Here is a 15,017-nt window from a genome sequence, read left to right as displayed (position 1 = left end):
CGCGCCGCGTGGGCCGCCGTCCGTCAGGATGGTCCCGTGAGCACCTCGGCACCGACCCCCGGCGGGAGCAGCGACGACGCGCTGCAGCACGTCGAGCACGAGCTCGGCCTGCTGCTGCGGCGGGCCCGCGCGAACTCCGCCCGCATGGCGGCGCGGGTGCACCCCGACCTGGAGCCGGCCGCCTACCCGCTGCTCGCGCACATCGCGCAGAACCCCGACGTCCGGGCCCGCGAGATCGCCGCCCACATCGGCGTCGGCAAGGGCACGATGTCGCGCCAGCTCGCCCGGCTCGAGGAGCTCGCCCTCGTCGAGCGCCGACCCGACCCCGAGGACTCCCGCGGCCAGCTCATCCGGCTCACCCCCGAGGGGCTGCGGCGCGTCGAGGGCGCGAAGGTCGCCCGGCGCCGGTTCCTCGGCGCCGCGCTCGGGGCGTGGACCGACGACGAGATCGGCCACCTCGCCGACCAGCTCGCGCGGCTCAACGCCGACCTCGAGACCGCATCCCGCCGCCGCACGGACTGACACCGGGCCCGTTCGCGCGGAGCCGCAGACGCGTCGGTGGTGTCAGCGCTGCCAGGTCGTGCGCTGGCGGGCGATGGCCGCGACCGCGTCGACGCGGGGGGCCTCGAGGCGCTCGGGCAGGCCCCGGAAGATGCCGGGCACGTCGTGCCGGGCGACGACGAGCGGCTCGTCGGGCTGCTCGTCGGGGAGCAGGTCGAGCACGCCCTGGAGCACGAGCACGCCGCGCACGCGCAGCTGCGACCCGACCGCCGAGCGCAGCAGCCCCTGGACGCGCGCGGCCTCGAGCCGGACGTCCCGCAGGTACGGCACCGGGCGCCCGTCGACCTCGATGGAGCGACCCTCGACGCGCACGCGCCGGCCGGGGTGCGCACGCTCGGTCACCGTGAAGATCCCGCCGGGACCGAGCAGCAGGTGGTCGACGACCGTGCCCTGGCGCCCGAGGGGCACGCCGTGGACGACCTGCCAGCCCTCCTGCGTGAGCCGGTCGAGGCGCGTGCGCACGGACCCGCCCCGCTCGCGGCGCGCCGACTGCGCGGAGCCCGAGGGCTCCCCTGCCGGCGGCCCGTCGAGGGCGTCGAGCGACCCGAGCTGCTTGTCGAGCGTGAGCGGGAGGACGAGCTCGGTGACGTCCGCCCGCAGGTACGCCTGCGCGGCGCGGCGCACCCCCGCCTCGGCGGCGGGCTGGTCGACGATGACCTCGCCGGACTGCAGGTCGACGCAGCCGAGCCGCGCCCCGGACTCGCCCGTGACGTACAGGCGGTCGGCGCCGTACCGGCGCCACCGTCGCACGATCAGGGCCTCGTCCACGTGAACCATTATCGGCACCTGCGGGCCCGCTCTGAACCCGCTTCCCGAACGCGTGACGTGTCGTCCCGCACGCGGCGGCGTGTCGTCCCCCGGGCGGACGTGTCGCGACCGGCCCGGCGCGCCGACGCCGTCCCGAGCCACAGGCGGACCGCCCCGCGCGCCGCGAGGAAGATGGGGGCATGCGCCTCCTCCTCGTCCGCCACGGGCAGACGTACTCCAACCTCGGCCGGAACCTCGACACCGCGGAGCCCGGGGCGGACCTGACCCCGCTCGGCGAGCGGCAGGCCCGCGCGCTGCCGGCCGCGCTCGCGGGCCAGGGGATCGACGCGGTCTACGTCTCGAACCTCGTCCGGACGCAGCAGACCGCGGCGCCGCTCGCCCGCGCGCTCGGCCTCACGCCGCACGTCCGCCCCGGCCTGCGGGAGATCTCGGCGGGGGAGCTCGAGATGGCCGACGACCTGCCGTCGGTCCGGCTCTACGTCGAGACGATGCTGCGGTGGGCCGGCGGTGACCTCGACGCGCGGCTGCCGGGCGGGGAGTCCGGCGCCGCGACGCTCCGCCGGTTCGACGACGTCGTCGAGGAGGCCGTCGCGTCGTCCGACGTCGCGGTCCTCGTCAGCCACGGGGCGATGATCCGCGCCTGGGCCGGCGCGCGGTGCGAGGACGTCACGGTCGAGCTCGCGGCCGACAACCCGCTGTCGAACACGGGCGCCGTCCTGCTCACCGGGACGCCGTCGCGGTGGCTGCTCGAGCGGTGGCACGCGGAGGCGCTCGGCGGCGAGCTGCTCGACGACCCGGCGCACGACGGCCCTGCGGGCGAACCGGCCCCGGTGACTGCGGCGTCGGGCTCCCCCGACCCCGCGTCGACGACGGCGGGAACGGCGCGGCGTGGGTGACGCGCCGGCGGACGGCGAGCCGGCCGACGCCCTCCGCGCGGTGCTCGGGCGCCTGCGTGCCGCCGTCCCCGCCCGGGGTCGGGCGCTCGTCGCGATCGACGGCATCGGCGGCAGCGGCAAGAGCACGTTCGCGGCGGACCTCGCCCGGCGGGTCGACGACCGCCCCGTCGTCGTGCTGCACGCCGACGACTTCCTCCACCCGTCCGCCACGCGGCACGCGCGCGGGCGGCTCTCGCCGGAGGGCTTCTGGCTCGACGCGTACGACTACGCCGCGCTGACCGCCGGCGCGCTCGAGCCCCTGCGGCGCGGCGGCGACGGGCTCTACCGCACGCACGCGCTCGACCACGCGGCCGACCGCACCGTCCGTCCCGACCCGGTCCGCGCGCCCGACGACGCGCTCGTGCTCGTCGAGGGCACGTTCCTGCACCGCGACGAGCTGGTCGGGTTCTGGGACTTCTCGGTCTACCTCGACGTGGCGCTCGCGGAGGGCAGCCGCCGTCTCGGCCTGCGCGACGGCGTCGACCCCGGTGCCGAGCAGGGGCCGCTGCGGCGGTACACGGAGGCGCAGCGGCTGTACTTCGCGGCGGCGTCGCCGTGGGACCGGGCCCGCGTGGTCATCGACACGACCGACGCCGCGCGCCCCCGCGTCATCGAGGCCTCGGCGGTGGCGGCGCTGCGCTGAGCACGCGCACCGGGCTACGTCAGCGGCCTTCCTGCGCGTCCTGCAGCCGCAGACCCTCGAGCGCCGCAGCAGCGAGCCGTCGCACGTCCGAGTCCTCGGCGCCCTCCTGCAGCTCCACGAGCAGCGTGCGCAGCTCCGGCCAGCCGGTGTAGGTCGCTGCGCGGACGATCGCACGGCGCACAGCGTCGTCGCCGCGCCGTGCCGCCTCCCGGAGCGCAGCGGTCGCCCGTGCACCCTCGCCCTCCACCGCCGCGAGCGCGACCGGCGGCACCGCAGCCGCCCGCGCAGTCGCGTCCGCCGCGGCATCGAGCACGGCGACCGCCTCGTCGAACCCGACGGTCGGCAGCAGCGCGCGGGCGTCGTCGGCGACCTCCCGGGCGCGTGGTCCCCGGACCACGAGGTACCGCGCCCCGATGTACGTGTCGTCGACGTAGGAGATCGTCGTGGTGAGCGCTGCGTCGTCGTGCTGCTCGTCGACGTACAGGTCCTCGTACGGACGCTCGTCCGAGGCGTCCCAGTGCCGGTCGAGCCGCCAGCCCAGGTCGAGCGCGGCGTCGTCCACGTCGTCGGCCCCGCTGAGCGGTCGCAGCAGGACACGCAGCGGCGGTCCCTCCATCTCACCCTCCCCGTCGTCGTCGGTCGGACCGGGGCTCATGCCCGGCCGAAGAACTCACGCACCATCCGGCGCACCGCGTCCCCGAGCGCCTGCGCGCTGAGCCCCACCATGCCCTGCCCCGCGCGCAGCCGGGCCGTGACCCACCTCTCGCACAGCTCCGTCTCACGCCGTTCGAGCTCTTCGCGGTTCCGGCGTCGGTTCTCGAGCGTGTCCTTCGACGGGGTCGCGGCCGACGGCTCTCGAGCAGTGCGCGGGTCCTGCGGGTTCAGCTCCGCGGCGGCGCGCTCCGCTCCCTTCATCGACATCGGGAAGGCGCCGCGCCCGCCCGTCCGCGGCTGGCCGCCGCCCGGCTCGAACTGCGCGAAGGCCTCGTGCCAGGTCATGTCACCGGTGCTGACCAGGTCGATCGTCATCGGCGCGTACGCCGTCGTGCGGCGGTTGCGGTGCGCCTCCCGCCCGAACATCAGCCACGACAGGTTGCCGAGCAGTGCCGCCTGACCCGACGTGAGGGACTTCGGCGCGACGCCCGTGCGGACGAGCTCGTGCATGTGCTGCGCCATCACGGCGTCCGGCACCCCGGACGCGCGCAGCTGCTCCGCGATCTCCGGATAGGTGCCGACGCCCCCCACGAACCCGCTCGTCGGCCCCGGCCCGAACCACGGCGGCGAGCGCCGCTCGCTGGTCGTCAGGGCAGGGCCCGCGTCGGTCCCGTGCGTGCCCGTCTGCTGCGAGCGGGGCCATGCTCGGTTCTCCTCGTTGCGCAGGTGCTGGGTCGCGGCCCCCCAGCCCTCGCCACCCGAGACGTCCATCCGGCTCGGGTCCTCGCGCACCTGGGCGGCGAGGTCCCGGCGCCGACGGCGCACCTCCGGGTCGCGCAGCGCGTCCCGGACCGCTTGGTTGACGGCCTGCCGGATCTGCGCGGCCGTCAGCACGGCGGTGCTCTTGACCTTGCTGCTCGGGTTGATCGTCGCCCAGATCTCACCCGCTCCGCCGCTTCCCCGGAGCTCGACCGACGTCAGCCGGTACCGGGCGCGCCAGAACAGCATCCGGGCGCGCAGCCCGAGGCCCGAGACACCGCGGGCAAGGAGACTCTCCGCCTGCGGCTGGATCGCCGCGACGGCCCTGCGCAGCCGCTCCTCAAGCTTCGCGGTGCGGTCCTCGGGCTTCTCGCCCTTCTTCTTCGCCTTCTTCTGCGCACGCCGCTCGCGCCACGCCCGGAAGCGGTCGCGGGCGCCCTTCACCTTCGCCGCGATCTTCTTCCCGACCTTCTTCAGCCCGCCGCCGACCCGCTTGCCGACCTTCTTGAGCGCCGCCCCGATCTTCTGGGCGAGCGCACGGATCTTCCCGGCGACCTTGCTCGCGCCCTTGGCCAGCCGCGCGAGGAGGAAGTTCGCGACGAAGTCCAGCACCGCGATGCCCGCGGCCGCGACGGCGCTCGCGAACGCGGGGCCGGCGGTGCCGCTGCGGACGGCCTTGAGGAACGTCACGAAGCGATCGATCGCCTGCAGGATGCGGCTCACGGCACCCCACGCCGCCTGCAGCCCCTGGATGATCGCCAGCACCGCGCCGGCCGCGGGCACGATCATCGCGACGAGCTTCTCGACGAGGAGCGCGATGAGCGCCGGCGGGATGGCCGCCTTGAGGCCCTCCCACGCCATCGCCCCGATCTTCGCGACCGAGATGCCGCCCTTGGTGAGCAGGTTCCAGACGGCCTGACCGACGCCGACGACCTGCTCGACCTTCTGGTCGAACCACTGCTTCACCGCGGTCTTGAGCGCGACCCACAGGTGGTTGCGCAGGCCGTCGAGCACCGCGGCGCCGAGGTTGCGCAGCCACGCGCCCGGGTTCGCCGCCACGTCCTTCGCGATCGCCAGGAACGCCCCGAGCGCCTCGAGCGCGGCCCGCGCCGCCGCGATGGCTCCCTTGACGGTGGCCGCGACCGCGTCGACCGCAGCCTTGAGCCCGGCCTCGAGCCCGTCGAGCAGCGCCGTGAGCGCCCGCCCGAGGAGTCCCAGCGCGGCGCGGACGCCCGCCTTGAGGCCCTCGGCGAGCCGGTTCACGGCGGCCTCCGCGCGCTGGACCGCACCCCGGATCGCGTTCCGGAAGCGCTCGCGCGCCGCCGGGAACGCGGCGAGCACCCGGTCGCCGATCGCGGTGAGCGCGGAGCCCGCGAGCCGGATCGCCGCGACGACGGCCTGCCGGGCCTTCTCGATCACGGCGGTCGCGAGCTTCTGCGCGGCCTCGATCGCGCCCTTGACCGCCTGGCGGGCCTTCTCGAAGGCCGCGCTGATGCCCTGCTTGACCCGGTCGAACAGCGCGCTCGCCTTCGACGACAGCCACCCGAGGAAGCCTCCGCTGCTCTCCTTCTGCCCCTCGGCCTGCGCGCGCTGCGCCTCCTGCTCGCCCTCGCGCCGCGCCTCGGCGGCCCGCTGGTCGCCCTCGGCGTGCGCGGCGGCCGCCTCGGTGCGGGCCTGCTGCGCCTCGGACGCGACCGTCGCCGACGCCGCCGTGCCGACCTGCTGCGCCTCGGCGCGGGCGCCTCCCACGAGCGTCGCGTGCTCGGTCCGCCACTGCGCGCGCTGCTCGGTCGCCTCGGCACGCACGCCCGCGCGCTCGTCGGCCTGCGCCTGCGCGTGCTCCTGCTCGAGCGCGGCGACCTGCTGCGCGGACTCCTGTCGCTGCGCCTGCTCCTGCTGGGCGTGCCGGCCGCGGGCCTGCGCCATCTCGCCCGACGCCCCCGCGGCGGCCGCCCGCAGCGCGGGTCCCTGCTGCTCCTCGGCGACCGCGTCGACTGCGGCGTCGTCCTCGCTCGCGCCCCCGGAGCCCCCCGCGCCGCCGCCACCGCCCGCGGCCGCCGGGCCCGGCGCGGCGCCCGGGGTCCCCGCCGACGCGCCCGGGACCTCGGCCTGGAGGGTCTCGACGGGGACCGTCGGGTGCACGGCGTCCTCGCCGAGCGGCTCGGCGGCGTCGCGCGCCCCCTCGGCCTGCGCCTGGCCGACGCCCTCGAGCAGGTGCGCCTGCTGCGCCCCGACCTGCCCCGGGTCCGCGTCGCCGACGAGCGGGACCGCGGGCGGCGCACCCGCCGTCGCCTGGGCGCCCGGGTCACGGGTCGGCAGCCGGCGCAGGGTCGACGCCAGGTCACCCGCCGCCTCGGCGGTGAGCCCGCCCTCGCGGGCGCTCGGGAGGGGCGGCGCGGCGACGCCCGCGGTCGGGACGGCGGCGCGCGCCGGGGGCAGCGGGGGCGGTGGCGGGACGGGGCGCGCGGCGCCGGCCTCGGCGCGACGGACCGCCGCGGCCGTCGGGGCACCGGTCGAGGGCACGAGCGCCGACGCCGGGGTCGCCACGGTGGCGCCCGCGAGCGGCGTGGCCTGCGGCGGCGCCGCGGCGACCCGGCTGCGCTCGCGTGCGGCAGCCCCGGAAGCGGCTGCGGCGACGCCCGCGAGCGTCCCCTCCATCTGCGTCGGCCGCAGCGACGCGAGCGTCGCCATCGCGGACTCCGGGGGTGCGCCCGACACGTCCGGCGCGGGTGCGGCCGGCGGCGCCTCGACCGCACCGCCCCCTCCCCCGCCGCCCCCGGCCACCTCGGGCTCGGGCGTCTCGGCGGACTCCTCGTCGACCTCGGCCTGCGCGGCGCTCGCGACTTCGGCGCGCTCCGTGGCCGGGTCGGACGCGGGCTCGGCGGCGGCCGCCTCCCCGGAGCCGTCCACTCCGGCGTCGGCCTGCGCGGCGTCGGCGGGTTCGGCGTCCACGCCGGAGGGCTCGGCGGCCAGGTCGTCGGCTGCCGGGCCGCCGCCGGGGCCTCCGGCCGCCTCGGCACCCGGTCCCTCCGCCGGTCCGCCCACAGCCGGTCCGCCCTCGGTCGGCTCCGCACCGGCGTGCGACGACGGTCCGGCGGTCTCCGGCGCGGGTCCGGCATCCTCGTCGAGCAGCGGCCCCGGGTCGTCGGCGCCGGGTGCGGCACCCTCGCCGGCCAGCGCGTCCGCCTCCGCCGGGGCGGGGGTGGCCGACTCGGGCTCAGCCTCGGCCGCCGGCCCGTCGTGCGCGACCGCATCCTCGGCGGAGGTCGACCCCGGGCCACCCGCTCCCGCGTCCGAGTCCGCTGTGCCACCCTGCGGCGCGCTCGACCCCGCGCCCGCCGCAGCCGGCGACTCGTCCACGTCCGGCTCCGCCGTGGTGCTGCCCGACGCCTCGGCCTCCTGGTCGACCGTCGCGAGCTCCGCGTCGCTCAGCCCCGCGGCCGGCGCCTCCGGCGCGGGCGCGGACTCGGCGTCACCGCCGGAGTCGAGCGCGGGGCCGCTCGCCGCCGCCGGTGCAGGGCCGCTCGCCGCCGCGGGGGCCACGCCCGGGCCCGACGCCGCCCCGGCGGACGGCGCGGTCGCGGGCCCTCCGGTGAGACCCCGAGCCGCGGGCGGCGAGGCACCGCGCGCCGGTGCGGGGGCAGGTCGGGGAGCGGGTGCCGTGCGTGCTGCGGTCCCCGGCGCGGCGGCAGGGCCGGCGCCGCCGGGTGCGGCGGGACCCCCGGCAGGGGCGAGCAGACCGGCCGTGGCGGGGGTGGCCCCGGGCGGGCGGGACGCGTCCGCGGTGTCGGCGGCGATCCCCGGCGCGGCAGGGTCGGCGCCGCCGCCGGGTGCGGCGGGACCCGCGGCAGGGGCGAGCAGACCGGCCGCGACCGGGGTGGCCCCGGGCGGGCGGGACGCCTCCGCGGTGTCGGCGGCGCCTTCCGGGGCGGTGCCCGGCGCCGTCGACGGCAGTGCGGTCCCCGGTGTGGCCGCGGCGGCGCCGGTGCCGGCGGCGCGCGCGGGTGACGCCTCCGCACCCGGGGAGGGCGGCCCGGCCGGGGTCTCGAGCTGCTGCGGTGCAGAGGTCGCCGTCGACGCGGCCGGAGTCGCAGCAGCCTCCGCGCCGGCGGCGGTGCTCGTCGCGCGGTCGTCGCCCGCTCGGTCCCCTGCTCGCTCGGCGCGGCCGTCGCGCGCGCCCCGGGCCGCACCGTCCGCGGTCCCGTCGACCTCCTGCGCCCGGTCGTCCGCGTCGCGCCGCTCGGCGTCGAGCGTGTCCACCGCGGCGCCGCCCGCACGCCCGGCGGCCAGGAGCGCGGTGACCGCCGAGTTGCCCGCGCGCTGCTGCAGGCGCAGCACGACCGGGGGCGGCAGCGGGCCGGTCGCCCGGTCGTCGGCGCGGGCCTCGGTCCGGTCGGCGGGCCGGACCCGCTCCGGCACGTCGCGCGCGCCGGGGGCCCGCTCGGGGCGTGCCTCGCGGACGTGCGCCACGTCGCCTCCTCGGGCTCGCCCGGCCCGCGGACCGGCCACGCGCGGGCTCTGCCGGTCGACGCGCCGCGGCCGACCGCCGTCCAGCATCGCTCCGAGCCGCCGGCGCGACCACGACCGGACGGTCCCCCGGACGTGCAGCGGACCGTGCCCGATCGGGCGGCGGTGCGGCTCCGGGAGCGCGTGTGCGCAGGGGCGGGCCTCGCGTCGTCCCCGGGGCGCAGCGACGGCCCCCTGCTCGGCGCAGGGGGCCGTCAGCGGCGGTCGTCAGGCCTGCTGCTCCGGGGCGGCGGGCTCGAACGTCAGGCTCACCGAGTTCATGCAGAACCGGTCGCCCGTCGGGGTCTGCGGCGCGTCGTCGAACACGTGCCCGAGGTGCGAGCCGCACCGCGAGCAGCGGACCTCGGTGCGCACCATCCCGAGCGTGCGGTCGGTGATCAGCTCGACCCGGTCCCCCGCGAGCGGCGAGAAGAAGCTCGGCCACCCGCAGTGCGAGTCGAACTTGGTGTCGGAGCGGAACAGCTCCTGGCTGCACGCGCGACAGCGGTAGACGCCCTCGCGCTTCTCGTCGAGCAGCTCACCCGTCCAGGGGCGCTCGGTCCCGGCGCGGCGCAGCACCGCGAACTCCTGCGGCTGGAGCAGCAGCTGCCACTCGTCGTCGCTCCTGCTGACCTCGTAGCGGCTCGTGCCGTCGGTCGGCGTGCTCGTCATGCGCCCTCCTCGTCGTCGCGGGGTTCACCCGTCGACCTGCACAACGCTGCGCCGCCGCGATCTGTGCCCGCGCCGCACGAGACCCGCCCGGACGGCGCCCTGGCGTCAGGCCCGCCCGGCGGCCCGCTCCCGCTTGCGCTGGTACATCGCCGCGTCGGCGTGTCGGACGAGGTCGCGCGCCGTCGTCCCGTCGCGCGGGCAGACGGCCGCGCCGATGCTCACGGTCATCCGGTGCACGACGTCGTCGACGGTGAACGGCTCGCGCAGCGCCGCGTCGAGGTCGGCGACGACCCGGTCGACGGCGTGCGCCGGGTCGCCCGGGACGTCGACGAGGAGCGCGACGAACTCGTCGCCCCCGCGCCGCCCGACGACGTCGTGCTCGCGGAGCCGGTTCTGCAGGCAGTGGGCCGCGTGCGTGAGGTAGACGTCGCCGACGAGGTGGCCGTGCACGTCGTTGACGGCCTTGAACGCGTCGATGTCGAGGAACAGCACCGCGGCCGCCGCGCCGGTCCTGGTCGCACGCTCGAGCGCCCGGTGCATCGCGTCGTCGAACCCCGCGCGGTTGAGCAGGCCCGTGAGCGGGTCGCGGGTCATCGCCTGGACGGCGCGCGTCTGGGCCTCGACCTCGGGGGTCACGTCGTGCTGGACGCCCATGAAGTGCGTGACCGTGCCGGTGCCGTCGCGCGCGGCCGAGATGTGGACGTCGTTCCAGAACGAGGTGCCGTCCGCGCGGTAGTTGAGCAGCCGGACGCGCGTGAACTGCCCGGAGCGCAGGCCGGCACCCATCGCGTGCACGGCGGCGCGGTCGGTCGCGGCCCCCTGCAGGAACCGTGCGTTGCGCCCGAGCACGTCCCGCGCCGCGAAGCCGGTCATGACCTCGAACGCCCGGTTGACGTAGACGAGGGGGTGGTCCGCCTCGCGGGCGTCCGCGATGGTGATGGGCGCGTCCGCGGCCGCGACGCAGAAGCTCAGCAGGTCCTCCGTCGTGCGCGCGGCACCGGCCTCAGGCACCGGACGCACCCGTCCGTCGAGCTCCTCGCACGACCGCCCCCCAACGACGTGGTCACTGTCGTGACCGCTCGACCATAGCGACCGACGCAGGCCGCGGTCACGGCGGACGTGCCGTCAGCGCGGCCCGGCCGGGGCGACCGTCGCACCGCCGCTCCGCGGGAGGGGGTAGGCGCTGCGCCACGAGACCGCGGTCGCGGGCTGCGGTCGCGCGAGGAGGAAGCCGGCTGCGGCGTCCGCACCGACCGCGGCGATCGCGTCGAGCTGCTGCGGCGTCTCGATGCCCTCGGCGATCACGTACGCGCCGATCGCGTGCGCGAGCGTGACGATCCCCTCGAGGAGCGCCCGCCCCTTGGGCGTGCACCCCGCGGCGACGAAGGAGCGGTCGATCTTGATGACGTCCACGGGCGCGCCGGCGAGCCGGGACAGCGAGCTGTACCCGGTGCCGAAGTCGTCGATCGCGACCGCGACCCCCAGGCGCCGGACCTCCTCGAGCTGGGCGACGAGCCGCCCGTCGTCCATCGTGGACTCGGTGACCTCGATGCCGAGGCGTCCGGGTGCCACGTGCCACGCGTCCAGGTGGCGCAGGAGGGTGTCCGCCAGGCCGGGCACGGCCAGCTGGCGCGGGGAGACGTTGACCCACACGCGTGCCGACGCCGCGTCCGGCCACAGCGCGACCTGCCGGACGGCGCACGCGAGGACGCGCTCCCCGACCGCGAGGATGAGCCCCGACTCCTCGGCGACCGGGATGAACTCGGCGGGCGGCACGGGCCCGCGACCCGGGCTGTCCCACCGGGCCAGCGCCTCGATGTGCGTGATCTCGGTGCTGTCGAGCGCGAACGCCGGCTGGAAGTGCAGCGTCAGCGCGTCCCCGGTGCGCAGCGAGCGCCGCAGGTCGCGCTCGGTCTCGACGCGCACGACGTCCCGCCGGTGCAGCGCCTCGTCGAACCAGGCGAAGCCGTCGCGCCCCTCGGCCTTGACCCGGTGCAGCGCCGCGTCCGCCTCGCGCAGCAGCGTGTCGACCGCCGAGGCGTCGTCGGCGGCCGCGAGGCCGATGCTCGTCGTGAGCGGCAGGAGCGTGTGCCCGACGGGGATCGGGTCCTCCGCCGCCGCGACGAGGCGCCGGGCGAGGTCCTCGGCACGCCGGACCGACGCGCTGCGCAGGACGACGACGAACTCGTCGCCGCCGAACCTCGCGAGGAGGTCGTCGGGTCCCACGAGCCGCCGCAGCCGCTCGGCGACCGCCGCGAGCACCTGGTCCCCGGCGACGTGCCCGAACGTGTCGTTGATGAGCTTGAACCGGTCGAGGTCGAGGAACATGAGCACGACGCCGCCGCTGCCCGGGGTCGTGGCCCGCAGCTCGCGCAGCAGCCCCCACCGGTTGAGCAGGCCCGTCACGTTGTCGTGCGTCGCCTGCGCGGTGAGCTCCCGCTGCGCCGCCTCGGCCGCCGCGCGGGCGGCACGTTCCCGCGCGAGCAGCTCCTCGCGCTCCCGCTGCGCGACGTGCCGCTCGGTGACGTCCCGCGAGTACGAGGCGAGGCCCCCACCCGGGAGCGGGTACGCGCGGACCTCGACCCACAGGTCCGACGCCTCGTGACGTCCCTCGAACTCCTCGGGCTCCCCGGTGCTCATCACGCGCCGGTACCGCTCCTCGAAGACCGTCCCTCGGGTCGAGGGGAACACGTCCCAGAACCCGCGTCCGACGAGCTCGAACCGGTCGACGCGCGCGACGAGCTCGGCGTTGCGGTTCATGTAGGTGATGGTCCAGTCCTCGTCGACCGCGAAGTAGGCGTCGCTGACCGACTCGAGCGTGTCGATGACGGCCTCGGCCGCGCGCCGCAGGTCATCGGCGCTCTGGAGCGCCGGGGCGCCGTCGGACGCGGTGCGCAGGAGCGCGACCGCACCGCCGTCCCCGGTCAGCGTCGAGGTGAGGTCGACGGTGACCGTCGACCCGTCGGGGCGCCGCGCGCGGAGCTCGCCGCGGAACCAGCCCGTCGCGGCGCGCTCGACGAGGGCCGGCCCCCAACGCTCGTCCGCGGGGTCGAGCACCCCGCCGAGACCCGCGCGCCGAAGCTCGGCCTGGTCCCGCCCGAGCAGCCGGCGGGCGGCGGCGTTGGCCGCGACGATCGCGCCGGTCGCGTCGGTGCGGATGACGGCGTCGGTGCCGTCCTCGAGCAGGGCGGCGTACGCGTCGGCCGCCGGAGGCGCCTGGGGCGCAGCGCCTGCGGGCACGCCCTCCCCGGACGCGTCGCCCGGTCGGCCCTCTGCCCCGGGCGCGGCGGCCGTCGACCCTGCGGTGACCCCCCCAGTCATGTCACGAGACTCGCACGTCCGCGGCGGCCGCACAGCACGACGCGCGTCCGGCCCGGGACCACCCGCGGCCCGCTCGCTCAGATGACGCCGAGCGCGAGCATCGCGTCCGCGACCCGGCGGAACCCGGCGATGTTCGCGCCGAGCACGTAGTTGCCGGGCGCCCCGAACTCCTCGGCCGTCGCGGCGCAGCGGTCGTGGATCGCGACCATGATCTCGGCGAGCCGCTCCTCGGTGTGCGGGAACGTCCACGAGTCGCGCGACGCGTTCTGCTGCATCTCGAGCGCGGACGTCGCGACGCCCCCGGCGTTCGCGGCCTTGCCGGGGCCGAACAGCACGCCGCCCTCCTGGAGGAGCTGCACGGCGTCGGGCGTCGTCGGCATGTTCGCGCCCTCGGCGACGGCCCGGACGCCGTTCGTCAGCAGCGTGCGGGCGTCGTCGACCGTGAGCTCGTTCTGCGTCGCGCACGGCAGCGCGACGTCGACGGGCACGTCCCACACGCTCCCGCCCTCGACGAGCCGGGCCCCCGGGCGGCGGGCCACGTAGTCGGCGGCGCGGCCGCGCTCGACCTCCTTGACCTGGCGGAGCAGCTCCAGGTCGATGCCGGCCTCGTCGACCACGTAGCCCGAGGAGTCGGAGAACGTCACGACGCGGGCGCCGAGCGACTGGGCCTTCTGGATCGCGTAGGTAGCGACGTTGCCGGCGCCCGACACCGCCACCCGCAGGCCGTCGAACGCCGCGCCGCGCGTCGCGAGCATCTGCTCGGCGAACAGCACGGTCCCGTAGCCGGTGGCCTCGGTGCGCACGAGCGAGCCGCCCCAGGTGAGGCCCTTGCCGGTCAGCACCCCCGACTCGTAGCGGTTGGTGATCCGCTTGTACTGGCCGAACAGGTAGCCGATCTCGCGGGCGCCGACGCCGATGTCGCCCGCGGGGACGTCGGTGTGCTCGCCGATGTGGCGGTACAGCTCCGTCATGAACGACTGGCAGAACCGCATGACCTCGCCGTCGGAGCGGCCGCGCGGGTCGAAGTCGGCGCCGCCCTTGCCGCCGCCGATCGGCATCCCGCTGAGCGCGTTCTTGATGATCTGCTCGAAGCCCAGGAACTTGACGATGCCCAGGTACACCGACGGGTGGAACCGCAGGCCACCCTTGTACGGGCCGAGCGCGGAGCTGTACTCCACGCGGAAGCCGCGGTTGATCTGCACGCGCCCGGCGTCGTCGACCCACGGCACCCGGAAGATGATCTGCCGCTCGGGCTCGCACAGGCGCTCCAGCACCGCGCCCTCGGTGTACTGCGGGTGCGCGCGGACCACGGGGCCGAGGGTGTCGAAGACCTCGCGGACGGCCTGGTGGAACTCCGCCTCCCCGGGGTTGCGGCGCAGCACCTGCGCGTAGATCGGTTCCAGCGCGCTGTCCACGCCCACTCCTCGGTTCGCCTGTTCCTGTCGGTCGACAGGTTACGCGGGACGGCCGTCGGACCCCGTGTCGTCCCCCGCGGGCCCGTCGTACCGCAGCCCGGCCTCCGTCACCCGGGCACCCTCCGGCGGCCGGTGCGGGGTGCGCCGGCCGTCGTGGCCGAGGTGCTCGACGGGCACGCCGTGCAGGAGCACCGCGACGTCGCTGACCAGCCGCCGGTGGCAGCGCCACCACACCGTCTCGCTGCACATCACCACGGTCGCGCGGGGGCCGCGGGCGACGTCGTCGAGCAGGTCCGCCATGCCGCCGCGGAACTCGTCGGTGCGGGTGTGCGCGGCGTAGGCGCGGAACGCCTCGACGCGCCACCACGGGTCGCCGGGGTCGTCGTCGGCGCCGGCCGGTCCGTGCGGACCGTCCGCGGCCTCTGCTCCCCCGCCCTCGGCGGCGGCCGCGCGCGACGCAGCAGCGACGGTCCGCCGGCCACCGAGCCGAGGCTCCCAGCGGTAGTCGATCCCCGCCTCAGGCAGCCAGCGCGCGAGCTCGTCGCGGGCGACGTGCGGGTTCCGGCGGCTGCCGGGGAAGCGCCGGACGTCGACGAGCAGACTGACGTCCGCGCCGTGCAGCACGGTCAGGATCTCGTCCTGCCCGGTGGTCCCATGGCCGAAGGTCATGAGCGGGCGGCCCGTCGAAGGCGCTCCGGGCGGTGGCGGGCCCAGCACAGCTCCTCCTCGTGCGTCCTGCGGCTCGGTCCCCGCCAGCCTCGCACGCCGACCCGACCGCCGCGC

Annotated in this window: 11 protein-coding genes; 3 read left to right on the top strand and 8 right to left on the bottom strand. The window is 77.2% G+C overall.

Annotated elements, in window-relative coordinates; all coding sequences use genetic code 11:
- The first annotated feature begins 36 nt into the window (after positions 1-36).
- On the top strand, positions 37-522 hold the full coding sequence (locus CCE01nite_RS09485; RefSeq protein ID WP_246056395.1) for a MarR family winged helix-turn-helix transcriptional regulator: 486 nt from the start codon (positions 37-39) through the stop codon (positions 520-522).
- Between the two features lie 42 nt (positions 523-564).
- On the opposite strand, the gene CCE01nite_RS09480 is transcribed toward CCE01nite_RS09485, so the two are convergent.
- Entirely contained in the window at positions 565-1,338 is a 774-nt protein-coding gene (locus tag CCE01nite_RS09480; protein WP_246056393.1) for a nuclease-related domain-containing protein, read from the bottom strand.
- 170 nt (positions 1,339-1,508) lie between these two features.
- Between CCE01nite_RS09480 and CCE01nite_RS09475 the strand changes: the two genes are divergently transcribed.
- Both CCE01nite_RS09475 and CCE01nite_RS09470 read left to right on the top strand, forming a co-directional pair.
- On the top strand, positions 1,509-2,225 hold the full coding sequence (locus tag CCE01nite_RS09475; protein ID WP_141372248.1) for a histidine phosphatase family protein: 717 nt from the start codon (positions 1,509-1,511) through the stop codon (positions 2,223-2,225).
- A complete protein-coding gene (locus CCE01nite_RS09470; RefSeq protein ID WP_218026462.1) occupies positions 2,218-2,907 on the top strand; it encodes a nucleoside/nucleotide kinase family protein in 690 nt (229 codons plus the stop codon). Before CCE01nite_RS09475 ends, CCE01nite_RS09470 begins: the two co-directional genes overlap by 8 nt.
- Positions 2,908-2,926: 19 nt before the next feature.
- On the opposite strand, the gene CCE01nite_RS09465 is transcribed toward CCE01nite_RS09470, so the two are convergent.
- The 7 genes from CCE01nite_RS09465 to CCE01nite_RS09435 form a co-directional block, all read right to left on the bottom strand.
- Positions 2,927-3,523, bottom strand: a complete 597-nt coding sequence (locus tag CCE01nite_RS09465) for a HEAT repeat domain-containing protein (protein WP_141372247.1) — start codon at positions 3,521-3,523, stop codon at positions 2,927-2,929.
- A 35-nt stretch (positions 3,524-3,558) separates the two neighbouring features.
- Positions 3,559-8,790 carry a hypothetical protein gene (locus tag CCE01nite_RS09460; protein WP_141372246.1) on the bottom strand — a complete coding sequence of 1,744 codons (5,232 nt, stop codon included), beginning with the start codon at positions 8,788-8,790 and terminating at the stop codon, positions 3,559-3,561.
- 264 nt (positions 8,791-9,054) lie between these two features.
- On the bottom strand, positions 9,055-9,498 hold the full coding sequence (gene msrB, locus CCE01nite_RS09455; protein ID WP_034635428.1) for a peptide-methionine (R)-S-oxide reductase MsrB: 444 nt from the start codon (positions 9,496-9,498) through the stop codon (positions 9,055-9,057).
- Between the two features lie 105 nt (positions 9,499-9,603).
- Complete coding sequence (locus tag CCE01nite_RS09450) at positions 9,604-10,509, bottom strand: diguanylate cyclase domain-containing protein (RefSeq protein WP_141372245.1); 906 nt, start codon at positions 10,507-10,509, stop codon at positions 9,604-9,606.
- A gap of 114 nt (positions 10,510-10,623) precedes the next feature.
- Positions 10,624-12,819 (bottom strand): putative bifunctional diguanylate cyclase/phosphodiesterase, encoded by a 2,196-nt coding sequence (locus tag CCE01nite_RS09445; protein WP_084143002.1) that lies wholly within the window; start codon positions 12,817-12,819, stop codon positions 10,624-10,626.
- A gap of 77 nt (positions 12,820-12,896) precedes the next feature.
- The gene (gene gdhA, locus CCE01nite_RS09440; RefSeq protein WP_034635425.1) at positions 12,897-14,234 is read right to left on the bottom strand and encodes an NADP-specific glutamate dehydrogenase; all 1,338 of its coding nucleotides are present in this window, start codon (positions 14,232-14,234) and stop codon (positions 12,897-12,899) included.
- Between the two features lie 39 nt (positions 14,235-14,273).
- On the bottom strand, positions 14,274-14,903 hold the full coding sequence (locus CCE01nite_RS09435) for a DUF488 domain-containing protein (protein WP_034635422.1): 630 nt from the start codon (positions 14,901-14,903) through the stop codon (positions 14,274-14,276).
- Positions 14,904-15,017: the final 114 nt, after the last annotated feature.

This window comes from Cellulomonas cellasea (assembly GCF_006538745.1).
Classification (GTDB): Bacteria; Actinomycetota; Actinomycetes; order Actinomycetales; family Cellulomonadaceae; genus Cellulomonas_A; species Cellulomonas_A cellasea.
Note: the sequence above shows the minus strand (reverse complement) of the source record. Positions and strands in the feature narration are given on the sequence as shown.

Coding starts and splice junctions, on each gene's coding strand:
- CCE01nite_RS09480 (WP_246056393.1), bottom strand. CDS start 1,338: ATGGTTCACGTGGACGAGGCCCTGATCGTGCGACGGTGGCGCCGGTAC.
- CCE01nite_RS09445 (WP_084143002.1), bottom strand. CDS start 12,819: ATGACTGGGGGGGTCACCGCAGGGTCGACGGCCGCCGCGCCCGGGGCA.
- CCE01nite_RS09465 (WP_141372247.1), bottom strand. CDS start 3,523: ATGGAGGGACCGCCGCTGCGTGTCCTGCTGCGACCGCTCAGCGGGGCC.
- CCE01nite_RS09435 (WP_034635422.1), bottom strand. CDS start 14,903: ATGACCTTCGGCCATGGGACCACCGGGCAGGACGAGATCCTGACCGTG.
- msrB (WP_034635428.1), bottom strand. CDS start 9,498: ATGACGAGCACGCCGACCGACGGCACGAGCCGCTACGAGGTCAGCAGG.
- CCE01nite_RS09475 (WP_141372248.1), top strand. CDS start 1,509: ATGCGCCTCCTCCTCGTCCGCCACGGGCAGACGTACTCCAACCTCGGC.